General features: G+C 71.9%; 24 protein-coding genes and 1 tRNA gene. 10 read left to right on the top strand and 15 right to left on the bottom strand.

Features of this window, described 5'->3' with window-relative positions; translation table 11 throughout:
• Positions 1-7: 7 nt before the first annotated feature.
• From BMW78_RS06750 to bcp, 5 genes are all read right to left on the bottom strand, one after another.
• Positions 8-1,390, bottom strand: a complete 1,383-nt coding sequence (locus BMW78_RS06750; RefSeq protein ID WP_091757699.1) for a type 2 periplasmic-binding domain-containing protein — start codon at positions 1,388-1,390, stop codon at positions 8-10.
• A gap of 163 nt (positions 1,391-1,553) precedes the next feature.
• Positions 1,554-2,036, bottom strand: coding sequence for a hypothetical protein (locus tag BMW78_RS06745; protein WP_091757697.1), 483 nt, complete (start codon positions 2,034-2,036; stop codon positions 1,554-1,556).
• A 183-nt stretch (positions 2,037-2,219) separates the two neighbouring features.
• Complete coding sequence (locus tag BMW78_RS06740; protein WP_091757695.1) at positions 2,220-2,555, bottom strand: GroES family chaperonin; 336 nt, start codon at positions 2,553-2,555, stop codon at positions 2,220-2,222.
• A 53-nt stretch (positions 2,556-2,608) separates the two neighbouring features.
• Positions 2,609-2,878, bottom strand: coding sequence for a DUF3618 domain-containing protein (locus BMW78_RS06735; protein ID WP_091757693.1), 270 nt, complete (start codon positions 2,876-2,878; stop codon positions 2,609-2,611).
• Positions 2,879-2,903: 25 nt separating this feature from the next.
• Positions 2,904-3,374 carry a thioredoxin-dependent thiol peroxidase gene (gene bcp / locus BMW78_RS06730; RefSeq protein ID WP_091757691.1) on the bottom strand — a complete coding sequence of 157 codons (471 nt, stop codon included), beginning with the start codon at positions 3,372-3,374 and terminating at the stop codon, positions 2,904-2,906.
• A gap of 107 nt (positions 3,375-3,481) precedes the next feature.
• Between bcp and BMW78_RS06725 the strand changes: the two genes are divergently transcribed.
• Genes BMW78_RS06725 through BMW78_RS06715 form a run of 4 tightly spaced genes read left to right on the top strand, consistent with a single transcriptional unit; the run spans position 3,482 to position 6,064 of the window.
• Positions 3,482-4,183: an energy-coupling factor ABC transporter permease gene (locus BMW78_RS06725; RefSeq protein WP_177180294.1), complete on the top strand. Its 702-nt coding sequence runs from the start codon at positions 3,482-3,484 to the stop codon at positions 4,181-4,183.
• Positions 4,180-4,554 carry a PDGLE domain-containing protein gene (locus BMW78_RS20735; protein ID WP_177180293.1) on the top strand — a complete coding sequence of 125 codons (375 nt, stop codon included), beginning with the start codon at positions 4,180-4,182 and terminating at the stop codon, positions 4,552-4,554. The genes BMW78_RS06725 and BMW78_RS20735 overlap by 4 nt, the downstream gene beginning before the upstream one ends.
• 2 nt (positions 4,555-4,556) lie before the next feature.
• Positions 4,557-5,318: a cobalt ECF transporter T component CbiQ gene (gene cbiQ, locus BMW78_RS06720; protein WP_091757689.1), complete on the top strand. Its 762-nt coding sequence runs from the start codon at positions 4,557-4,559 to the stop codon at positions 5,316-5,318.
• Complete coding sequence (locus tag BMW78_RS06715; protein ID WP_091757687.1) at positions 5,315-6,064, top strand: energy-coupling factor ABC transporter ATP-binding protein; 750 nt, start codon at positions 5,315-5,317, stop codon at positions 6,062-6,064. The genes cbiQ and BMW78_RS06715 overlap by 4 nt, the downstream gene beginning before the upstream one ends.
• Before the next feature lie 22 nt (positions 6,065-6,086).
• Here the strand turns inward: BMW78_RS06715 and BMW78_RS06710 are convergent, their stop codons facing one another.
• Entirely contained in the window at positions 6,087-7,463 is a 1,377-nt protein-coding gene (locus tag BMW78_RS06710; RefSeq protein ID WP_245735708.1) for a CoA transferase, read from the bottom strand.
• A gap of 123 nt (positions 7,464-7,586) precedes the next feature.
• Here BMW78_RS06710 and BMW78_RS06705 point away from each other — a divergent pair, with 123 nt between their 5' ends.
• A complete protein-coding gene (locus BMW78_RS06705) occupies positions 7,587-9,098 on the top strand; it encodes an arylsulfatase (RefSeq protein ID WP_091757685.1) in 1,512 nt (503 codons plus the stop codon).
• Positions 9,095-10,066, top strand: coding sequence for a formylglycine-generating enzyme family protein (locus BMW78_RS06700; RefSeq protein WP_281247068.1), 972 nt, complete (start codon positions 9,095-9,097; stop codon positions 10,064-10,066). Before BMW78_RS06705 ends, BMW78_RS06700 begins: the two co-directional genes overlap by 4 nt.
• A gap of 70 nt (positions 10,067-10,136) precedes the next feature.
• Here the strand turns inward: BMW78_RS06700 and BMW78_RS06695 are convergent, their stop codons facing one another.
• Positions 10,137-10,727: a TMEM175 family protein gene (locus tag BMW78_RS06695; RefSeq protein WP_091757683.1), complete on the bottom strand. Its 591-nt coding sequence runs from the start codon at positions 10,725-10,727 to the stop codon at positions 10,137-10,139.
• 77 nt (positions 10,728-10,804) lie between these two features.
• A tRNA-Leu gene (locus BMW78_RS06690) sits at positions 10,805-10,885 on the bottom strand.
• Between the two features lie 101 nt (positions 10,886-10,986).
• Between BMW78_RS06690 and BMW78_RS06685 the strand changes: the two genes are divergently transcribed.
• On the top strand, positions 10,987-11,787 hold the full coding sequence (locus BMW78_RS06685; protein WP_091757681.1) for a deoxyribonuclease IV: 801 nt from the start codon (positions 10,987-10,989) through the stop codon (positions 11,785-11,787).
• On the opposite strand, the gene rdgB is transcribed toward BMW78_RS06685, so the two are convergent.
• Both rdgB and rph read right to left on the bottom strand, forming a co-directional pair.
• The gene (gene rdgB, locus BMW78_RS06680; protein WP_091757679.1) at positions 11,784-12,395 is read right to left on the bottom strand and encodes an RdgB/HAM1 family non-canonical purine NTP pyrophosphatase; all 612 of its coding nucleotides are present in this window, start codon (positions 12,393-12,395) and stop codon (positions 11,784-11,786) included. The two genes, BMW78_RS06685 and rdgB, sit on opposite strands and share 4 nt — an antisense overlap.
• Positions 12,392-13,138 carry a ribonuclease PH gene (gene rph / locus BMW78_RS06675; protein WP_091757677.1) on the bottom strand — a complete coding sequence of 249 codons (747 nt, stop codon included), beginning with the start codon at positions 13,136-13,138 and terminating at the stop codon, positions 12,392-12,394. The genes rdgB and rph overlap by 4 nt, the downstream gene beginning before the upstream one ends.
• Before the next feature lie 89 nt (positions 13,139-13,227).
• Here rph and BMW78_RS06670 point away from each other — a divergent pair, with 89 nt between their 5' ends.
• Both BMW78_RS06670 and BMW78_RS06665 read left to right on the top strand, forming a co-directional pair.
• Complete coding sequence (locus BMW78_RS06670; protein WP_091757675.1) at positions 13,228-14,013, top strand: ABC transporter ATP-binding protein; 786 nt, start codon at positions 13,228-13,230, stop codon at positions 14,011-14,013.
• Between the two features lie 6 nt (positions 14,014-14,019).
• Positions 14,020-16,449, top strand: coding sequence for an ABC transporter permease (locus BMW78_RS06665; protein ID WP_091757673.1), 2,430 nt, complete (start codon positions 14,020-14,022; stop codon positions 16,447-16,449).
• A 63-nt stretch (positions 16,450-16,512) separates the two neighbouring features.
• Here the strand turns inward: BMW78_RS06665 and BMW78_RS06660 are convergent, their stop codons facing one another.
• The 5 genes from BMW78_RS06660 to clpS form a co-directional block, all read right to left on the bottom strand.
• The gene (locus tag BMW78_RS06660) at positions 16,513-17,004 is read right to left on the bottom strand and encodes an ASCH domain-containing protein (protein ID WP_245735707.1); all 492 of its coding nucleotides are present in this window, start codon (positions 17,002-17,004) and stop codon (positions 16,513-16,515) included.
• A 61-nt stretch (positions 17,005-17,065) separates the two neighbouring features.
• Positions 17,066-17,833: an MBL fold metallo-hydrolase gene (locus BMW78_RS06655; RefSeq protein ID WP_091757671.1), complete on the bottom strand. Its 768-nt coding sequence runs from the start codon at positions 17,831-17,833 to the stop codon at positions 17,066-17,068.
• Complete coding sequence (gene murI, locus BMW78_RS06650; protein WP_091757669.1) at positions 17,830-18,636, bottom strand: glutamate racemase; 807 nt, start codon at positions 18,634-18,636, stop codon at positions 17,830-17,832. Before murI ends, BMW78_RS06655 begins: the two co-directional genes overlap by 4 nt.
• Before the next feature lie 132 nt (positions 18,637-18,768).
• Positions 18,769-19,422, bottom strand: coding sequence for a DUF2017 domain-containing protein (locus BMW78_RS06645; RefSeq protein WP_091757667.1), 654 nt, complete (start codon positions 19,420-19,422; stop codon positions 18,769-18,771).
• Complete coding sequence (gene clpS, locus BMW78_RS06640; RefSeq protein WP_091757665.1) at positions 19,423-19,713, bottom strand: ATP-dependent Clp protease adapter ClpS; 291 nt, start codon at positions 19,711-19,713, stop codon at positions 19,423-19,425. It lies immediately after the preceding gene.
• A 76-nt stretch (positions 19,714-19,789) separates the two neighbouring features.
• On the opposite strand from clpS, the gene BMW78_RS06635 reads away from it, so the two are divergent.
• A complete protein-coding gene (locus BMW78_RS06635; RefSeq protein ID WP_245735739.1) occupies positions 19,790-21,052 on the top strand; it encodes a nicotinate phosphoribosyltransferase in 1,263 nt (420 codons plus the stop codon).
• The last annotated feature ends 10 nt before the right edge of the window (positions 21,053-21,062 follow it).

The raw sequence follows: 21,062 nt of genomic DNA, 5'->3' as shown, positions 1-21,062 counted from the left end.
GTGCTCGTCACTTCTTGTCCCACTCCGCCCAGGCTGCGTCGAGCGCCTTCTGCGCCTCCTGCTGCGCCTGGTCGAGGGCCGCCTTCGGCTCCTGCTGGCCGTTGAGGACCCGGTTCACGGCGTCCTGCCAGGCCGTCTTGAACTCGGCGTCAGCCGGGTTGGCCGGCAGCGAGAAGGTCGCGTCGTTCGCGGCATACGTCTTCTCCACCGCGCTGTCCCACGTCGGGTTGCCGCTCGGCTTGACCAGCTTGCGGACCTCCTCGTCGGCCTTGGCGTTGCCGGTCAGCAGGCCGGTGAAGACCTTGCCCTCCTTCTGGCGCAGCTCCACGCGCTTCTGGGCGGCCTTGACCCAGCTCTCCGTCTGCGTCATCACCTTGGCGAAGCGGCAGGCGGCCTGGGCGTTCTTGCTGCCCTTGGGGATCGCCCAAGCCGAGCCCGAGGCGAACGCCAGCGGCTTGCCGTCCTTGCCGCGCACGGTGTCGAAGACCATGGGGGCGTTCGGCGAGACGTCGTTGAGCACGTTGACGTACCACTGCTCCATCGGCATCGCGCCGAGCACGCCGGTGGCGAACTGGTTGCCCTTGCCGAAGAAGTCCGCGGAGTCGCGGAACGCCTTCACCTTGCTGAAGCCGCCCTGGTCCTCGTAGATGCCGACGGCGAACTGGAGCGCCTCGACGACCTTGGGGTCGTTGAGCTGGGCCTTCTTGCCGTCGGCCGAGATCAGGTCCGCGCCGTTGGCCTTCGCCCACAGCGGCAGGAACTCGGGCAGCTTGCTGTCGAACCCGATCACCTTGAGCTTGCCGCCGCTCGTCTTGGCGAGCTTCTTGTTCGCAGCCGTCACCTTGTCCCAGCTCGAGCCGTTGACGTCGTCGACGGTCAGCCCGGCCTGCGAGAGCAGGTCCTTGTTGGCCTGGGTGATCTGGACGACGTTGAACTCGGGGATGCCGTAGACGTGCCCGGCGAAGGTGACCTGGTCGAGGGCCGGATTGCGGAACGCCGAGGTGTCGATGCCCTCGCCCTTGATGCACGAGTCGAGCGGCACGATGGCGCCGCGCGAGGCGAAGGTGCCGATCTGGTCGCGGTTGGCGTAGACGATCTCCGGCGGCTGCCCCGACGCCACCGCGGAGAGGAACTGCTGGATGTCGAGGTCGCCCTTGACCTGCGAGACCTTCACGCCGCTGCCCAGCGCTTTCTTGGCCTCGGCGAGCCGCACCTGGCCGATCTCGTCGTCGCCGCCGAAGCCCATCACCTGCAGGGAGCCGCTGAGCGTCGCCGAGGGGTTGAAGGAGCTCTGCGGCTCGGCGGCGTTGCCAGTTCCCTTCGCGCAGGCGGCAGCGAGGGTGACGCTGAGGGTGACTGCAGCGAGCGAGGAGACGCGGCGCAGGGTCATGGTGTGTCCTTTCGTCCATCGGCTCCGGGCACCGTCATGCGGCGCACGACGGTGGGAGCGCTGGGAGGGACGTATCCACTTCCTCCCTGACGAAACGCCTCGAGACGGATTTGTTACTTCTCCCCACGAGGCCGAGGCCGGCTGGAACCACCTCACAGCACGGTCAGCGGTGCCGCCCCTCGTGACCCTGGCCCTCCGGACCCCGGCCCTCCTGGCCTCGACTCTCCTGCCGCCGGTCCGTGCCCACCTCGTCCGGGCGCGGCCACTTCCAGGCGTGCCAGAGGATCAGCAGCGGGACCAGCACGCCGACCGCGCCGACGACCACCCCCGCGGGCGTCACCCCGCCCTGCCCGGGAACCAGCATGGCGACCCCGTTCAGCGCACCGCCACCGCCGAGCACCGCATTGACTCCGCGGTTGTCGGCGTCCTTGAGCACCAGGGTCAGGTACGCCATCACCATGGGCACGAGCCACAAGAGCAGGGTGTAGACCTGAACACCGGCGCCCTGGACGTCCTCTCCCTGCAGGTGCCCCGTCATCAGGTCGCGCACCGCCCCCGGCTGCAGCAGGAGCAGGTACGTGCTGGCCGACTGGCAGACCGCCAGCGAGATCCACAGGACCACGATCCGCAGCTTCCAGGCGAGCACCCGAACCACCTCCCCCAGGTGGCGCGCTCCCCCAGCGGTGTCACCCCACCCGTCGACGTTCGACCCCCACACCGTGGAACAGGCGGATGCGGGGAGGGAGGGGCAAAGGTCCCGGCAGCCACCGACCCGCGTGGTGCGGACCGCGGGGCGCGCGACACGCAGCTGAGGCAGAGGCAGGGTTGCCTAGAGGTAGAGGCCCGTCTGCCCGTCCTGGACCCGCGGTGCCGCCACGGCGTGGAGGTCGCGTTCGCGCAGCAGCACGTAGTCGTGGGACTGGATCTCGACCTCGGCGCGGTCCTCGGGGTCGAAGAGGACGCGGTCGTCGACCTTCACCTGGCGCACGCTGGCGCCGACCGCGACGACGGTCGCCCAGGCCAGCCGCTTGCCGACGCTGGCGGTCGCGGGGATGACGATGCCGCCGCCGGAGCGGCGCTCGCCCTCGTTCTCCATCGAGACGAGGACGCGGTCGTGCAGCATCCGGATGGGAAGCCGCTCGACGGGGCTTGTCGGGTCAGCCATGTTCTCCAGCCACAGGGTCGTTCGGGGGGACGACGTCAGCGGGGACGACGACGTCAGCGGTGGGCGCGACGCCAGACACCGAGCCCGACGAGGGCCACGGCCGCAGCCGCGAGAGCGGCCACCCGATCGGTGCGCAGACGGCCGTCCGGCGTGTGCGTGGCGTCGACGAGACGGTTGCGCAGCGCCTCGACCTGCCTGCGGAGGATCTCCTTCGGGGCGGTCCGGTACTGCAGCTCGTCGACCGTGCCGGCCAGGCGCTGGCGGGCCGCGACGATCTCCGCCTCGATCTGCTGCACGGACCTGCTCTGGGTGCTCTCACTCATCGCTGTCTCCTTCAGTCGATCCGGGTCAGTCGAGCCCGAGGTCGCGCCGCAGCTTCGCGACGTGGCCGGTTGCCTTGACGTTGTACCAGGCGTGCGACACGGTGCCCTCCTCGTCGAGGACGACCGTGCTGCGGATGACGCCTTCCACGGTCTTGCCGTAGAGCTTCTTCTCGCCGTAGGCGCCCCAGGCGCGCAGGACGTCCTTGTCGGGGTCCGACAGGAGCGTCAGGGTGAGTGCATCGCGCTCGCGGAACTTCGCCAGCTTCTCCGGCTTGTCGGGCGAGATGCCGAGCACCTCGTAGCCGTCCTTGCGCAGTGACTCGAGGCTGTCGGAGAAGTCGCAGGCCTGCTTGGTGCAGCCGGGGGTCATCGCAGCCGGGTAGAAGTACACGATCACCTTGCGACCGCGCAGGCTCGACAGGGTGACCTCGCCACCGCGGTCGTCGGCCAGCGTGAAGTCGGGGGCGGTGTCCCCCGGGGTCAGGCGGTCGCTCACTAGGGCTCCTCGGGCGCGTTCGTTATTGCAACTCGTTTGCAATAGACTCGGTTCCAGTTGGCCTCCAACGTATCCCAGCCGCCCCAGAACCACCTCAGGAGCCGCTCGTGCACGTGCCAGACGGATTCCTCGACGTCCCCACCTCGGTCGGGACCGCGGTGGTCGCCGCCACCGGTGTCGGCCTGGCCCTGCGCGGTGCGCGGCGCGAGCTCGACGACCGCACCGCCCCCCTGGCCGGGCTCGTGGCCGCGTTCGTCTTCGCGGCGCAGATGCTGAACTTCCCGGTCGGGGCCGGGACCTCGGGCCACCTGCTGGGCGGCGCGTTGGCGGCCGTGCTCGTGGGGCCGTGGACCGCCACCTTGAGCATCGCCGTCGTCCTGCTCGTGCAGGGCCTGCTCTTCGCCGACGGCGGGCTGACCGCCCTCGGGACCAACGTCACGCTCATGGGTCTCGTCGGCGTGTGGACCGGCTGGCTCGTCTTCCGCACCGTCCAGGGCCTGCTGCCCAAGCGGGTGTCGATGGTGGTGCCCGCGGCCGCGGTCGCTGCCTTCGTCTCCGTGCCGGTCGCCGCGCTGGCCTTCACCGGCCTGTATGCCGTGGGCGGGCAGGCGCCCATCCCGCTCGGTTCGCTCGCCACGGCGATGCTCGGCTGGCACACGCTGATCGGGCTCGGGGAGGCGGCCATCACCGGCCTGGTCGTCTCGGCCGTGGTCGCGGTGCGTCCCGACCTCGTGCACGGCGCCCGGCGCGTGCTCGCGACTCGAAAGCTGGTCGTGGTGCGGCCCGAGCGCGACGAGGTGGCCGCGTGAGGAGGGTCAGCACCCGAGCCCTCGTGGTCACGGGCGTGCTCCTCACGCTGCTCCTGGCCGGGGTCGTCTCGTTCTACGCCTCCAGCCATCCCGACGGGCTCAACTACGTCGCCGAGAAGGTCGGCTTCAGCGGCGCCGCGAAGCCGCACGCCAGCGACGGCTCCCCGCTCTCCGGCTACGCGACCCGCGGCGTGACCGACCACCGGTTGTCCCGGGGTGTCGCCGGTGTCATCGGTGTCGTGGTGGTCGGCCTGCTCTTCACCGGCCTGACCTGGGCGCTGCGCCGCCGGCGAGGCGACGAGCCCGGCGGCTCGACCTCGCCGGACGCGGCCGACCGCGAGCGCGACGGCTCGACGCCGGTGGGCCGGTAGCGGTGGGCGCCGGACACGGACACCAGCTGCACTTCCACGGGCACTCCCCCGTGCACCGCATGCCTGCCCACCTGAAGCTGCTGTCGCTGCTCTCCTTCATCGTGCTCGTGGTGGCGACGCCGCGGGAGCAGTACTGGGCCTTCGTCGTCTACGCGCTGCTCCTGGCCGGGGTGGTCGCGATCTCCGGCGTGCCCGCCGGCTACCTGCTCCGCCGCATGGTCGTCGAGGTGCCGTTCGTCGTCTTCGCCGCACTGATGCCGTTCGTGGCCACCGGCCCCCGCGTGCAGGTCGGCCCGTTCACGGTCTCCGAAGCCGGGCTCCTCGCGGCCTGGGGCCTGCTCGCCAAGGGCACGCTCGGTGTGCTGGCGTCGCTCACCCTCGGCGCGACGACCGAGCCGCGCGACCTGCTGCTGGGGCTGGAGCGCCTGCGGCTGCCGCACCAGCTGGTGCAGATCATGGGCTTCATGATGCGCTACCTCGAGGTCGTCACCGACGAGCTGAGGCGCATGCGCATCGCCCGCGAGTCCCGCGGTTTCACCGCCACCTCCGTGCGCGCGTGGCCCGCGCTCGGGTCGACGGCCGGCGCGCTCTTCATCCGGTCCTACGAGCGCGGCGAACGCATCCACCTCGCGATGCTGTCGCGCGGCTACAACGGCCGCCTGCCGGTGACCCACCAGGCGGCGGCGACGCCGGCGCAGTGGGCCCAGGCCGGCATACTCCCCGCACTGGCCCTGGCCACGGCGGTCCTGGCGGTGGCCCTGTGACCACACCGGTCCTCGACGTCCGCGGGCTCGCCTACGCCTACCCCGACGGCCACCAGGCCCTCTTCGGGGTCGACCTGCACGTGCACCGCGGCGAGCGGGTCGCGCTGCTCGGCCCCAACGGCGCGGGCAAGACGACACTGGTGCTGCACCTCAACGGCATCCTCACCGCGGGCGCCGGCTCGGTGCACGTCTCGGGCCTGCCGGTCGCCAGGGAGAACCTGCTCGAGATCCGTCGCCGCGTCGGGGTGGTCTTCCAGGACCCCGACGACCAGCTCTTCATGCCGTCGGTGCGCGACGACGTCGCGTTCGGCCCGGCCAACCTCGGCCTGCGCGGTGCCGCCCTCGAGCAGCGGGTCGTCGACGCGCTCGACCGGGTCGGCATGGTCGACTTCATCGACCGGCCACCGCACCACCTGTCGTTCGGGCAGCGGCGCCGCGTGGCCGTGGCCACCGTGCTGGCGATGGAGCCAGAGGTCCTGGTGCTCGACGAGCCGTCGAGCAACCTCGACCCCGCCTCGCGCCGCGAGCTCGCCGACATCCTGCGCTCGCTCGACGTCACGGTGCTGATGGTGACCCACGACCTGCCGTACGCCTACGAGCTGTGCCCCCGCTCGGTGGTGCTGTCCGACGGCGTCGTCGTCGCCGACGGGTCCACCCGCGACGTGCTCACCGACGACGCGCTCATGGCGGCGCACCGCCTCGAGCTGCCCTTCGGCTTCGACCCGCGGACGATCCCCGCTCCCTGACCCGGCGCTGGTCCGGCGCGGCTCACCGGCCGTCGCGCCCGGAGGAGCCCCACTCGGGCGGGTCGGCACCCCACCGGCGGGCCGGCCACGCGAACGTGGCTGGGCCCTCGTCGATCCGGCAAGCCGGGCGCGGCTGCACCACCTTCCCGTATGCCGTGTCGGCGCCCACCAGCCAGGGCGTCGGGTCCGCGACCAGCTCCCCACGGGGGTCGAGGGCGTCGGTGCGCAGCAGCCAGTGCGCGGTGCGGGCCAGGTGGGCGCGGACGCGCCAGGAGCCGCCCTCCTCGGCGCGCCGACGCAGGGCTGCCATGACGCCGGCGGCCAGGAGGTAGCCGGTGGCGTGGTCGAGCGCCTGCGCCGGGAGGGCTCCCGGCCGCACGCCGTCGGGCGACTCCACCAGGGCGATGCCGGTGGCGGCCTGCACGATGCTGTCGAAGCCCCGCCGGCCGCCCCACGGCCCGGTCGTGCCCCAGGCGCTGAGGGAGGCGTGGACCAGCCCGGGGTGGCTCGCTGCCAGCTCGTCGTCGCCGAGGCCGACCGCGTCGAGGGCCCCGGGGCGGTAGCCGGTGACGAGCACGTCGGCCGTGGCGAGCAACCGCAGGAAGGCTGCCCGGTCGTCGGCGTCACGCAGGTCGAGCAGCGTCGACCGCTTGCCCGCGCCGGTGTCGACGTGCTGCGGCTCCAGCTCCGGCAGGGTGGGCGAGTCGACGCGCAGGACGTCGCAGCCGAGCAGTGCGAGGGTGCGGGTGGCCACCGGCCCGGCGATGACGCGGGTCAGGTCGAGCACGCGCGGCCGGCGGGACAGCGGCACCGGGCGGGCATCGGCGCGGTCTGCTCCGCCCTCCCTGCGGGTGTGCCGCGACACCTCCAGGAGGGGATGGCTGTCGACGGCGGTGGCCTGCTCCCCCGCGAACCACGTGCGGTGGTCGCGCACGGCGACGGCGATGCCGCCCGCGGCGGTGACGTCGTCCTCGACCTGCTGGGCCGCACGCTTCGCGAGCGCCGCCTCGGCCTCGGTCCGTCCCGCCTCGTCGGGCAACCCGAGGGCGCGGAGCAGCCGCTCCCGGTGGTGGGGGTAGTTGGCGTGGGTGCGCACCCACCCGTCCGCGGTGGGGAAGAAGCCGGACAGGGGTGCGAAGGAGTCGGGTCGCGTGCCGTCGACGGTCATGAGCTGGTCGGCCCGGAACGACGCCGACACCTGCAGCGGGTCGACCAGCACCCGCTCTCCCCCGCGCATCGCCAGGCCCGCGAGACCGGCCGCCGCCACCGCGCCACAGGCGAGCGTGTTGACCGGGAGGTTCGACGGCAGGCCGTTGCCGCCGGCGAGGGCGAGCCGGTCGGCGGCGAATCCCTCGTCGAGGCCGAGCGCCGGGAGGACCTCACGCAGCAGGTGGTTCACCCCTGCAGGCTAGAGCGCCCCCACAGGTTGTCGGGCGAAAGGGGACGCACCCCCACATCGGTCGCGGCGCCTCCCCCGCGGCGGATGATGACGCGGCCGTCGCACCGCCGGTTCCGTAGGCTCATGGCTCCCACCAGCGACCAGCCCAACATCCTCGTGATCTGGGGCGACGACATCGGCATCTCCAACCTCAGCTGCTACAGCGACGGCCTGATGGGCTACCGGACGCCGAACATCGACCGGATCGCGGACGAGGGCGCGCGGTTCACGGACTACTACGGCGAGCAGAGCTGCACGGCCGGGCGGGCGGCCTTCATCTGCGGGCAGAACCCGATTCGCACCGGCCTGACGAAGGTCGGCATGCCGGGGGCGGAGATCGGGATCCGCGAGGAGGACCCCACCATCGCGACCGCCCTGAGGGCCCACGGCTACGCCACCGGCCAGTTCGGCAAGAACCACCTCGGCGACCGCGACGAGCACCTGCCCACGGTGCACGGCTTCGACGAGTTCTTCGGCAACCTCTACCACCTCAACGCGGAGGAGGAGCCGGAGCAGCCCGACTACCCCACGGAGCAGGACTTCCCGCACTTCCGCGAGCGCTTCGGACCCCGTGGCGTCATCCACTCCTGGGCGAACGAGGACGGCAGCCAGCGCATCGAGGACACCGGCCCGCTGACCAAGAAGCGCATGGAGACCGTCGACGACGAGTTCCTCGCGGAGGCGTCCCGCTTCATCCGGGAGAAGACCGAGGCCGAGCGTCCGTTCTTCGTGTGGTTCAACACGACGCACATGCACTTCCGCACGCACGTGAAGCCCGAGAGCAGGGGGCAGTCCGGGCGCTGGCAGTCGGAGTACCACGACGCGATGATCGACCACGACAAGGTGGTCGGTGAGCTGCTCTCGCTCGTCGACGAGCTGGGCATCGCCGACGACACGATCGTCATCTACTCCACCGACAACGGCCCCCACATGAACTCGTGGCCGGACGCGGGCATGACGCCGTTCCGTGGTGAGAAGAACTCGAACTGGGAGGGCGCCTACCGCGTTCCTGCAGTGGTGCGCTGGCCCGGTCACATCGCACCGGGCACCGTCTTCAACGGCCTGGTCAGCCACAACGACTGGTTCCCGACACTGCTGGCCGCGGCGGGCGTCCCTGACATCGCCGAGCAGCTCCGGGCGGGTGCAGACCTGGGCGGCGCGGCGCCGTACAAGGTGCACCTCGACGGCCACAACCAGCTGCCGTACCTCACCGGCGAGGTCCGGGAGAGCCCTCGGCAGCACTTCTTCTACGTCTCGGACGACGGCGACCTCACGGCCGTGCGCGTCGACAACTGGAAGCTGGTCTTCCTCGAGCAGCGTGCCCCCGGCACCCTCCAGGTGTGGGCCGAGCCGTTCACCCCCCTGCGTATCCCGAAGATGTTCAACCTGCGCACCGACCCCTACGAGCGCGCCGACACCACCTCGAACACCTATTTCGACTGGATGCTCGACCACGCCTGGCTCTGCGTGCCCATGCAGGCCTACGTCGCCGACATGCTGCAGTCGTTCGGGGAGTTCCCGCCACGGCAGAAGCCCGCCACCTTCAGCCTCGAGCAGGTCCTGGAAAAGCTGCAGACGGGGATCCCCAGCCCGTGAGCGACCCGGCGGCCACCATCCCCGGCCACGCCCCAAAGGTCGAGGACCTGGTGCGGGTCCCGGGCGGCACGTTCCGCATGGGCTCCGACGACCACTACCCCGAGGAGGGTCCGGCGCGGAACGTCACGGTAGGCGACCTCCTGGTCGCACGGACGCCGGTCACGAACGCCGCCTACGCGGCCTTCGTCGCCGCCACCGGGTACACGACGGTGGCGGAACGACCACTGGACCCGGCCGACTTCCCGGGCGCGCCACCGGAGAACCTGGTGCCCGGCTCGATGGTGTTCGTCGGAACGCCGGGACCGGTCGACCTCCGGCACCTGAGCCAGTGGTGGGCCTGGACGCCCGGTGCGTCCTGGCGCCACCCCGAGGGGCCGGGCAGTGGGCTGGAGGGACGGGCCGACCACCCCGTGGTGCACGTCGCCTTCGAGGACGCCGAGGCGTATGCCGCGTGGGCCGGCCTCGCCCTGCCGACCGAGGCGCAGTGGGAACACGCCGCCCGCGGAGGGCTCGACGGTGCTGCCTACACGTGGGGCGACGAGCCCGAGCCACCGGGACAGCGGCTGGCGAACTTCTGGCACGGGGACTTCCCGTGGCGAGCCGCTCCCGGGTACGGCCGCACCTCACCGGTGGGGTCCTTCCCCGCCAACGGCTACGGGCTCTTCGACATGGCGGGCAACGTGTGGGAGTGGACCCGGGACTGGTACGTCGAACGACGCTGGGCGGAGGTCTCCGCCTGCTGCGTCCCGCAGGACCCCCGTGGAGGCTCGCGCGAGGACAGCTACGACCCGGCGCAGCCGCAGTTTCGGGTCCCGCGGAAGGTCGTCAAGGGTGGGTCGTTCCTGTGTGCCGACAGCTACTGCCGGCGCTACCGCCCCGCGGCGAGGCGCCCGCAGATGGTGGACACCGGGATGAGCCACGTCGGCTTCCGGTGCGTCAGTCCGTCACGTGCGCACGGCGGGACCTGAACCCGCACGCCCCAAGGCACGTGGACCTCGGCAGGCGCCCCCTGCCTCTCGCCGCGGAGACGCGTGGCGGTCAGTCCTCCAGGGCGTGCTCGTGGACGAAGCGCTCGGCCCGGCGGTCCGGCACGAGCCAGGTCACCGCCACCGCGACGTATGCCGCGATGCCGAGCCACGGGGACAGGAAGGTCCCGAGGATGCCGAGGACGTAGACGACCGGGCTGAGCTTGCCCTTGACGTCACGCCCGACGGCCTGGCGCAGCAGGCTGGCGGAGCCCTCGCGGCGGAAGATCGCCAGCTGCAGCACGTAGTACGCCAGGGCGGCCAGCAAGAGGTTGACGCCGTAGATCCCGACGGGGAGTGCCGCGAACCGGGTGTCGTCCATCCACGCCGTGGTGAACGGGACGAGCGAGAGCATGAACAGCAGGGCGAGGTTGGCCCAGAGGATCGCACCGCTCACGTGTCGGACGAGCTGGAACATGTGGTGGTGGTTGTTCCAGTAGATGCCGATGTAGACGAAGCTCAGCAGGTACGTGAGCAGCCCCACGAGCGACGGCCGTAGGGCCTCGAGCGTCGGCTCCTCGGGCACCTTGAGCTCGAGCACCATGATCGTGATGAGGATCGCCAGGACCCCGTCGCTGAACGCCTCGAGCCGCCCGGTCCGCATGCCGCGAGTCTAGGTGCGGGTTCGGCAACCTGGCTCTGTCCCAGCCACGTCGGCTTCCGATGCGTGAGTCGTGTGAGTGCGCAAGGCGGGACTTGAACCCGCACGCCCGAGGGCACGGCATCCTAAGTGCCGCGTGTCTGCCATTCCACCACTTGCGCGCGGCGCCCACTGTAGTGGTGCCCGCACTGCCCCGAAGGGCGGTGCCCGTGACAGCACCGGCGGATCCGCCCTGTCCGAGACGGGGCCTACTGTGGAGCCCATGGCAGCACCAGCTCTCGGCGCCCACGTCGACCAGGCCGACCCGATCACCGCAGCCAAGGAGCGCGGCGCCACCATCGCGCAGTTCTTCCTCGGCGACCCGCAGGGCTACAAGGGCCCGGAGTGGGAGTACCCCGGCGGCGCCGAAGCCCTGCGGGCCGACGCCGAGGCGGCCGGCATCGAGCTGTACGTGCACGCGCCGTACCTCATCAACGTGGCGACGACGAACAACCGGATCCGCATCCCGAGCCGCAAGCTCCTCCAGCAGCACATGGATGCGGCGGCCTCGATCGGCGCCAAGGGCCTGATCGTGCACGGCGGCCACGTCAACAAGGCCGACGACCCCGAGAAGGGCTTCGACAACTGGCGCAAGGCCGTGGAGGCCACCGACATCAAGATCCCGCTGCTCATCGAGAACACCGCCGGCGGCGACAACGCGATGGCACGGCACCTCGACCGGATCGGTCGCCTCTGGGAGGCGATCTCGGGAGCCGAGGGCTTCGAGGACGTGGGGTTCTGCCTCGACACCTGCCACGCCCACGCCGGCGGCAACGACCTGTCGACCATCGTCGACGACGTCCGGGCCATCACCGGGCGCATCGACCTGGTGCACTGCAACGACAGCCGCGACGAGTTCGGCTCCGGCGCCGACCGCCACACCAACCTCGGCTCTGGCCTGATCGAGCTCGAGCAGGTGGCCGCCGTGGTGAAGGCGGCCGGGGCGCCGGTCATCGTGGAGACGCCCGGTGGGCTCGAGGGTCAGTCGGCCGACCTCGACTGGCTCCGCGAGCAGCTCGCCTAGCTCCCGAGCAGCTCGCGCAGGTGGGGCACCATCGCGCGGAAAGCCTTGCCGCGGTGGGAGATCGCGTTCTTCTCCTCCTTGGACAGCTCGGCGCAGTGACGCCCGTCGCCCTCCACCACGAGGATCGGGTCGTAACCGAAACCGTTGGTGCCCTTGGGTTCCCGGGCGATGGAACCCGGCATACGCCCCTCCGCGGAGCGGGTGGTGCCGTCGGGCAGCGCGAGCACGGCGGCGCACACGAACGCCGCGCCGCGGTGCTCGTCCTTGACGTCGGAGAGCTGGTCGAGCAGCAGCTCGAGGTTGGCCCGGTCGTTGCCGTGGCTGCCCGCCCAGCGGGCGCTGAAGATGCCGGGCGCCCCACCGAGCACGTCGACGGCCAGTCCGGAGTCGTCGGCGATCGAGGGCAGGCCGGTGGCCTCCGCGACCGCGACGGCCTTGAGGCGGGCGTTCTCCTCGAAGGTCACGCCGTCCTCGACCACGTCGGGCGCGTTCGGGAAGTCGGAGGCACCCACGATCTCGAGGCCCAGCTCGTCGCAGACGTCGGCCAGGATGTGCCGCAGCTCGACGACCTTGTGCCGGTTCTGGGTGGCGAGGACCAGCTTGCTCATCGCAGCCGCTCCCGAGGGGTCGCGGTCAGCGCGGCCTCCTGCATCGCGGTCAGGTCGGCGCAGCCCTTGGCGGCCAGGTCGAGGAGCGTGTTGAGCAGGTCGCGGTCGAACGGCTTGCCCTCGGCGGTGCCCTGCACCTCGACGTACTCCCCGGAGCCCGTCATGACGACGTTCATGTCGGTGCCGGCGTTCACGTCTTCGGGGTAGTCGAGGTCGAGCACCGGCTCGCCGTTCACGATGCCGACGGAGATCGCGGACACCGAGCCGGTGAGCGGTGCGGCGGTCGCGGACAGCAGCTTCTTGGAGCGGGCGTCCTCGATGGCGTCGACGAGCGCCACGTAGGCGCCGGTGATCGCCGCGGTGCGGGTGCCGCCGTCGGCCTGGAGCACGTCACAGTCGAGCACGATGGTGTTCTCGCCCAGGGCCTTGGTGTCGATGATCGCGCGCAGGCTGCGGCCGATGAGGCGGGAGATCTCGTGCGTGCGTCCGCCGACCCGGCCCTTGCGGGACTCGCGGTCGCTGCGGGTGTTGGTCGAGCGCGGCAGCATCTCGTACTCGGCGGTGACCCAGCCGGTGCCCTGGCCCTTGAGCCAGCGCGGCACCCCCGCGGTGAACGAGGCGGCGCAGAGCACCCGCGTGCGGCCGAACTCCACCAGGACGCTGCCCTCGGCGTGGTCGAGCCAGTTGCGGGTGATCCGCACCTCGCGGAGCTGGTAGGGGGCGCGGCCGTCGTGACGAGTCATGGCCGCAAGGCTAGCGACTGCTCCCGACGTCGCTGTGCGGGGACCTTCGGCTCTGGGACGCCGTTCGGGCCCCGGCGGACGCTGAGGTCATGGAGCGGTTGGAGCACACCGCGGACCTCGGCCCCCTCGCGTCGGCGGCTGCCACGGCCGAGGGCGAGGCGCGCGGCACGCGGGTCGACCTCGACAACGTGTCCAAGCGCTACCAGGTCGGTGACGTGACGGTCACAGCGCTCGACGACGTCAGCCTGCACGTGGACGAGATGGCCTTCGTGGTGGTGCTCGGGCCCTCCGGGAGCGGCAAGACCACGCTGCTCAACCTCATCGGCGTGCTCGACACCCCCACCGAGGGCCGGGTCGCCATCAACGGCCAGGACCTGAGCCGGGCCTCCCGCCGGGAGATGTTCGACTTCCGCCGGCGCAGCGTCTCGTTCATCTTCCAGACGTTCAACCTCTTCCCCGGCCTCACGGCGCTGGAGAACGTGCAGTTCGGGGCGGACGTCGCCGGGCGCACCGACGCCGAGGCCGTCGCGCGCGAGGTGCTCGAGCGGGTCGGCCTCGGCGGCCGCGTCCAGCACTTCCCCCACCAGCTGTCCGGTGGTGAGCAGCAGCGGGTGGCCATCGCCCGGGCACTGGCCACCGAGAACCCCATCCTGCTGGCGGACGAGCCCACCGGGGAGCTCGACTTCACCACCGGTGTGCAGATCCTCCAGCTGCTGCAGGCGCAGGCCGAGGCAGGCAAGTCGGTGCTGGTGGTGAGCCACAACCGAGAGATCTCACGGATCGCCGACCGGGTCATCGAGCTCTCGAGCGGCCGCCTCGTCCGCGACGGACCGCCCGTCGGCGGCAAGCGGCGGGCCGACGAGCTGCGCTGGTAGGCCGCGATGACCCGGGCCAGGGCGCGCCTGTGGTTGCGGTGGTCGTGGCGCGACCTGCGGCGCCGCTGGGTCCTCGTCACGGCCCTCGCACTGGTCATCGCGCTCGGCACCGGGGCCTTCGCCGGGCTCGGTGGCACGACGGCCTGGCGGATCGCGTCGCAGGACGCCAGCTACGCGTCGCTGCGGATGCACGACCTGAAGGTGCGCCTGCCCGACGGCGGGTTCGCCCCGCAGGGAGCCCTCCTGAAGGCACTCGGCTCCCTCCCGTCCTCCGGTGACGTCCAGGCGGCCGACGAGCGCCTCGTCGTACCCACCCAGGTGGATGCCAGCCACGGCCCCGCCAGCGTGCTCGTCCCCGGAGAGCTCGTCGGCCAGTCGGTCACGGCGCGGGTCGACACCGTCCACGTCGGCGCCGGGCGGTCCCTCGCCCCCACCGACGACGGCCTGCCGACAGCGGTCCTGGAGTCCAAGTTCGCCGGGGTCCACCACCTGCCGGCCTCCGGCCCGCTGGTGCTGAGCGGCGGTCAGCGGCTCACCTACGTGGGCACCGGCTACTCCCCCGAGTACTTCCGCATCACCGGCCACAGCGGGCAGGTGCTCGGAGACTCCGGGTATGCCGTGCTCTACCTGCCGCTGCGCAGCGCCCAGCAGGTGTCGGGCCACCCGGGCCAGGTCAACGACCTGGTGCTGCGTCTGCGCCCGGGCGCGGACCGTGACCGGCTCCGGCGCGAGCTGGCGGCAGTGGTGGCCCCGATCGGCGGCACGGTCACCACCCGGGACGACGACATCGTCTACCGGGGCCTCTACGCCGACGCGCGCAACGACCAGACCACCTGGAACACCTTCGCCCTGCTGATCCTGCTCGGCGCCGCGTTCGCCTGCTTCAACCTGGTGACCCGGATGATCGAGGCCCAGCGCCGGGAGCTGGGGGTCGGGATGGCCCTCGGGGTGACCCCCGCGACGCTCGCCATCCGTCCCCTGCTGGTGGGCGTGCAGATCGCCGTGGCCGGTGTCGCCGCCGGCGTCGGCGTGGGCTGGCTCATGGGGCTCGCGATGCGCCGGGAGTTCGAGGGCCTCCTGCCCCTGCCGGTGTGGCTCACGCCGTTCCAGACGACACGCTTCCTCCAGGCCGCGGCGCTCGGGTTCATCATCCCGGTGGTGGCCACGGTGCTGCCGCTGCGACGGGCCCTGCGGCTCCAGCCGGTGGAGGCCATCCGCACCAGCGTGTACGCATCCTCCGGCTCGCGCGGCGCCGGCCGCCTGGTCCGCCGGGTCCGGCTCCCGGGCCGCAGCTGGTGGTCGATGCCGCTGCGCAACGTGGTGCGGGCTCCACGCCGGACGCTGCTCACCGCACTCGGCATCGCAGCCGCGGTCACCTGTCTCGTCGCGGTCCTCGGCCTGCTGGACACCTTCACCGCGGTGAAGGACCGGAGCAGCGCCGAGGTCGAGCGCACGTCCGCCCAGCGGCTCACCGTCTCGCTGGACCGCTTCTACCCGAGCTCCTCCGAGGTGGTCCGGGGGGTGGCGCAGGCACCGGGCGCCGGCGACGTGAGCGGGTCGGTGCGGCTGCCGGCCACCGTCACCTCGCGTGGACAGACGGTCGAGGTGGTGGTGGAGGTGCTCGACCTCGGCAACCGCGTCTGGTCACCCAGCCTCGCCGAAGGCAGCCGGGCCACCGCCGCTGACGGAATCATTCTGTCGCGCAAAGCCGCCCACGACCTCCGGGTCGGAGTCGGCGACACCGTCGACGTGCGGCACCCGGTGCTCTCCCCCACGGGCCTGACCCTCGCCACCACCCCCTTCCGCGTCAGCGGGCTGCACCCCCACCCCCTCCGCGCGTACGCCTACATCGACTCGCGGTGGGCCGCCTCCATGGGCCTGGCCGGCACGGTCAACACCCTCGCGGTCGTGCCGGCCAAGGACACCTCGCAGTCGGCCCTCGTGCGCACCCTGTTCGCCCGCCCCGGTGTGAGCGCCGTCGAACCGGCGGCAGGTTTCGCCCAGATGGTCGAGAGCCGGCTCGACGAGTTCACCGGCATCCTGCGGGTCATCGAGGTGGCGCCCCTCCTCCTCGCGCTGCTCATCGCCTTCAACGCCGCCAGCCTCAGCGCCGACGAACGCGCCCGCGACAACGCGACCATGTTCGCCTTCGGCCTCCCGCCACGGGTGGTCTCGGGGATGGGGATGGCGGAGAACGCCGTCATCGGCGCCCTCGGTGCCCTCGTCGGGCTCGGGGGCGGCTGGCTGGCGCTGACCTACCTCGTCGCGGGCTTCGACACCGTCATGCCCGAGGTCGAGATCGACCCCACGGTGTCGACGGCCACGTGGTTGCTGACCTTCGGCCTCACCGTCGTGGTGGTCAGCCTGGCGCCGCTGCTGAGCACCCGCCGGCTGCGCCGGATGGACATCCCGGCCACGCTGCGCGTCGTCGAGTGACAGACCCGCGTCAGAAATCGTCGTCAGGCGTCGGGGTGAGGGATCGTCCTCAGGCCCTCGGCGTCAGGCGTCGGCGTGCTCGGGCGGCCAGACCACGGCGAAGCGCTCGAAGACGACCTCCAGGCTGTCGTCGTAGTCCAGGCCCATCTTGGTGCAGATGCGCTGCCAGTAGCCGCGGTGGGCGTCGAGCCACCAGTCGCGGGTCCGCTCCCCCTCGCCCTCGTCGTAGGCGAACGCCTCGTCGACGCTGGTGACCGGACCGACGCGCAGCTCCACCGAGCGCAGCACCAGGCGCGGGTTGCCCTTGCCGTCGCAGGCGATCCAGTGCGACCCGATGCGCGGCAGTGCCTCGTCGCCGTCGGCGAACTCCGCGACCAGGGCGGCCGTCGCGCGCTTGGGCCCGTCGAGCACCTCGGTGAGCAGCTCGTCGGCCATCTCCGGTGAGTCACCGAAGTGCTCGGCCGGTGGGGACTCGGTGTCCGTGTGCCGGCCCGGGTGGGCCCGGCGGTAGTCGTCCCACATCCGCTCGGCGGCCGCCTCGTCGATCCTGATCACAGCGCCACCCTAGAGTCCGCGCAGGGGTCGTCGTCGCCGGTTCGGCCAGCTGGCGTCGTCGCTAGATCGTGTACGTGGCGTCGGGTCGGGCCAGCTCGACCTCGCCCGGCCACACCGCCGCAGCCTGCGCCCGGCACACGGCCGGGTCGTTCCACGAGGGCAGGTGGGTCAGCATCAGCCGCGACACTCCCCCGGCGTCGAGCGCGGCCTGGGCTGCGCGGCTGCCGGAGAGGTGGATGTCGCGCGTGGTGTCGCGGCCGTCGACGAAGGCCGAGTCGGCGAGCACGAGGTCGGCACCGGTGAACAGCGGCGTCAGCGCCTCGCACGAGTCGGTGTCGCCGCTGTAGGCGAGCACGCGACCGCCGGCCTCGACCCGGAACCCGTAGGTCTCGACGGGGTGGTTGACCCGGAACGGGGTCACGGTGAACGGCCCGACGGTGACCGCTTCCTGGTCGGTGAGGCCCTGGAAGTCGAACTCCTTGTGCATCCCGCCGTCCTCGAGCCCGTGGTAGGCCAGCTCGATCCGCTCGGCGGTGTCCTTGGGCCCGTAGACCGGCAGCGGGTCGTCCAGCGCACCGGACGGCTCGTACTTGCGCGCGACGTAGAGGCCGAGCAGGTCGACGCAGTGGTCGGGGTGCAGGTGGCTCACCATCACGGCGTCGAGGTCGGCGGGGTCGATGTGCCGCTGCAGCGCGCCGAGGGCGCCGCTGCCGAGGTCGAGCAGCAGGTTGACGTCGCGGCCGTCCTGCTCGGCGCGGAGCAGGTAGCTCGACGCCGGTGAGTTCGGCCCGGCGAACGACCCGGAGCAGCCGACGATGGTCAACCTCATGCGGGCACCACCGCCTCGGGACGGGCCGCGACGACCTCGGGCCCGAGGAAGCGCCGGGCCAGCCGGGCGAACTCGTCGGGGTCACCGGTCGTGAGGAACTCGTGCCGCGGCTCGGGCAGGTGGTCGGGGCGCAGCGCGTCGCCGTCGGCGAGGAGGCGGAAGACGTCCTTGGCCGTCTCCTCGGCGCTCGAGACGAGGGTGACGCCGTCGCCCATGACGTAGGAGATGACGCCCGTGAGCAGCGGGTAGTGGGTGCAGCCCAGGATGAGCGTGTCGACGGCGTGGGCCTGCACCGGGGCGAGGTACTCGCGCGCCACACCGAGCAGCTCGGGCCCGCTCGTCACGCCCGCCTCGACGAACTCGACGAACCGCGGGCAGGGCTGCGACGTCACCTGTACGTGCGGGGCAGCCGCGAACGCGTCGATGTAGGCACCCGACTGGTGCGTGCCCTTGGTGGAGATGACACCGACACGCTGGTTGCGCGTGGCGGCCGCGGCACGACGCACGGCGGGGCGGATCACCTCGACCACCGGCACGTCGTAGCGCTCGCGGGCGTCGTGGAGCACGGCCGCGCTGGCCGTGTTGCACGCGATGACCAGTGCCTTCACGCCGCGCTCGACGAGCCGGTCGAGGCACTCGAGGGCGTACTCGCGGGTCTGCGCGATCGGCTTGGGGCCGTACGGCTGGCGAGCGGTGTCGGCGAGGTAGATGACCGGCTCGTGGGGCAGCTGGTCGAGGACGGCCCGGGCCACGGTCAACCCGCCGTAGCCGGAGTCGAAGATCCCGATCGGTGCATCTGCCACCGGACAAATGTAGGCCGGGGCACCGTCAGCGCTCGCATCGACAGCCCGTCACGTCGGTCACAGAGTCGGTCACCACGTGGGTCACCGTGTTGGTCACCAGGTCGGTCACACTGGTGGGACGGTGCGGACGGCTCACCGGTTCAGCGCGTGCGCGAGGGTCTGCTGCAGCCAGGTGAGGAAGTCGTAGACGGCCAGCGCGTAGACCGCCGGGTCGTCGTCGTCGAGCGAGGAGACCTGCTCCTCGATCAGCTCGAGGTCCTCGTCGGTGCGCAGCCCGAGCCGCTCACCGAGCACCAGCCGCACGTCGGTGAGCGCCACGACGAGGGCCACGGCCTGCGGCTGGTCGAGCTCGACCCGCTGCTCCTCCGCCCCGGAGAGGGCGGCGATCGCTGTCGACAGGTTGGCCGTCTTGCGGGCCCGCAGGCCGTGCTCGGTGAAGCGGCGGAACTCCGCCGCGATCTGCTCGTCCTCGCGGTGCGCAGGCGGCAGCAGGCGGTCGAGGGCGGGGTCGCGGTCCTCCAGCGCCCCCGGCGAGGCCGGCGCACCGGGCACCTGGTCCTCAGGTGAGACCGAGACGCCCCAACCGGAGCCCCCGAGCCCAGCGACGATCTGGTCGAAGGCGTCGCCCCCCTGCTCCTTCGCCGACCGGCTCGCCGAGTCACCGCCGGGCTCGTCCGGCTCGAGGAGCTCGCGCACCTGCTCCATGAGCCCGACGACGAGGCCGCGCTCCACCGCGTCCAGCTTGGCCACGAAGAGCTCGCCCTTGCGCTTGAACCCGCGCGCCACTCAGCGGTCCTTCTGGAACGTGGCCCACAGGCCGTAGCCCTGGAGGGCCTCGGTGTCGGCCTCCATCTTCTCGCGCGCGCCGGTCGAGACCACGGCCCTGCCCTTGACGTGGACGTCCATCATCAGCTTCTCGGCCTTGGTGCGGGAGTAGCCGAAGTAGGTCTGGAAGACGTAGGTGACGTAGGACATCAGGTTCACGGGGTCGTTCCACACCAGCGTGATCCACGGGACGTCGAGCTCGGACTCCTCGCTGGTGGAGACGCTCTCCTGCTCTACGGGGGCGATCGACACGACCCCACAATAGGCTGCCGTCGTGACTGCATCGGCACCCAGCACGGCACTGCTCACCGACCACTACGAGCTCACCATGGTGGAGGCTGCGCTGCGCAGCGGGGCGGCCTCGCGCGAGTGCGTCTTCGAGGTCTTCGCACGCCGCCTGCCCGAGGGCCGTCGCTACGGCGTCGTCGCCGGCACCGGCCGCCTGCTCGACGCCATCGAGAGCTTCCGCTTCTCCGACCAGGAGATCGACCACCTCCGGCGCACCACCGTGGTCGACGACACGACCCTGGAGTTCCTCGCGTCCTACCGGTTCCAGGGCGACATCTGGGGCTACGCCGAGGGCGAGTGCTACTTCCCCTACTCCCCCGTGCTGGTCGTCGAGTCCGACTTCGCCCACGGCGTCATCCTCGAGACCCTGGTGCTCAGCATCCTCAACCACGACAGCGCGGTTGCCAGCGCCGCGTCGCGGATGACCTCGGCGGCCGGTGACCGGCCCTGCATCGAGATGGGCTCGCGGCGCACCCACGAGGAGGCGGCCGTGGCCGCCGCCCGCGCGGCATACATCGCCGGCTTCGCCACCACCTCCAACCTGGAGGCCGGCCGCCGCTACGGCGTGCCCACCGCGGGCACCGCAGCCCACGCGTTCACCCTGCTGCACGACGACGAGCGCGAGGCGTTCGCGGCCCAGGTGGAGGCGCTGGGCAAGGGCACCACCCTGCTCGTCGACACCTACGACGTCGCCAGCGCCGTGCGGACCGCCGTCGAGATCGCCGGCCCGCAGCTGGGCGCGGTGCGCCTCGACTCCGGCGACCTGCTGAGCCAGGCCCGGGAGGTGCGCGCCCTGCTCAACGACCTCGGCAACCAGGACACCAGGATCGTCGTGACCTCCGACCTCGACGAGTACGCCATCGCCGGGCTGGCCGCCGGACCGGTCGACCTGTACGGCGTGGGCACCTCCCTGGTCACCGGGTCCGGTGCCCCCACGGCCGGGATGGTCTACAAGCTGGTGGCCCGCACCGACGACAGCGGCACCATGGTCAGCGTCGCCAAGAAGAGCAAGGACAAGCAGTCCGTCGGCGGCCGCAAGTACGCCCTGCGGCGGCTGAACGCCAAGGGGTGCGCCGAGGCCGAGGTCATCGGGCTCGGCGAGACGCCGGCCGACGACGGCGACGACCGGCCGCTGCTGGTGCCCCTCGTGCGGGACGGCGAGGTCGTCGGCCGCGAGAGCTGCACCATCGAGGCCGCCCGTGCCCGGCACGAGGCCTCCCGCGCCGAGCTGCCCGCGGCCGCGCACCGCCTCCAGCGCGGCGAGCCGGCCGTCCCCACCCTCTTCGAGGACAACCTGCCCTGACCGCACTAGC

The sequence above is a fragment of the Pedococcus cremeus genome (genome assembly GCF_900111375.1).
Lineage (GTDB): Bacteria > Actinomycetota > Actinomycetes > Actinomycetales > Dermatophilaceae > Pedococcus_A > Pedococcus_A cremeus.
Note: the sequence above shows the minus strand (reverse complement) of the source record. Positions and strands in the feature narration are given on the sequence as shown.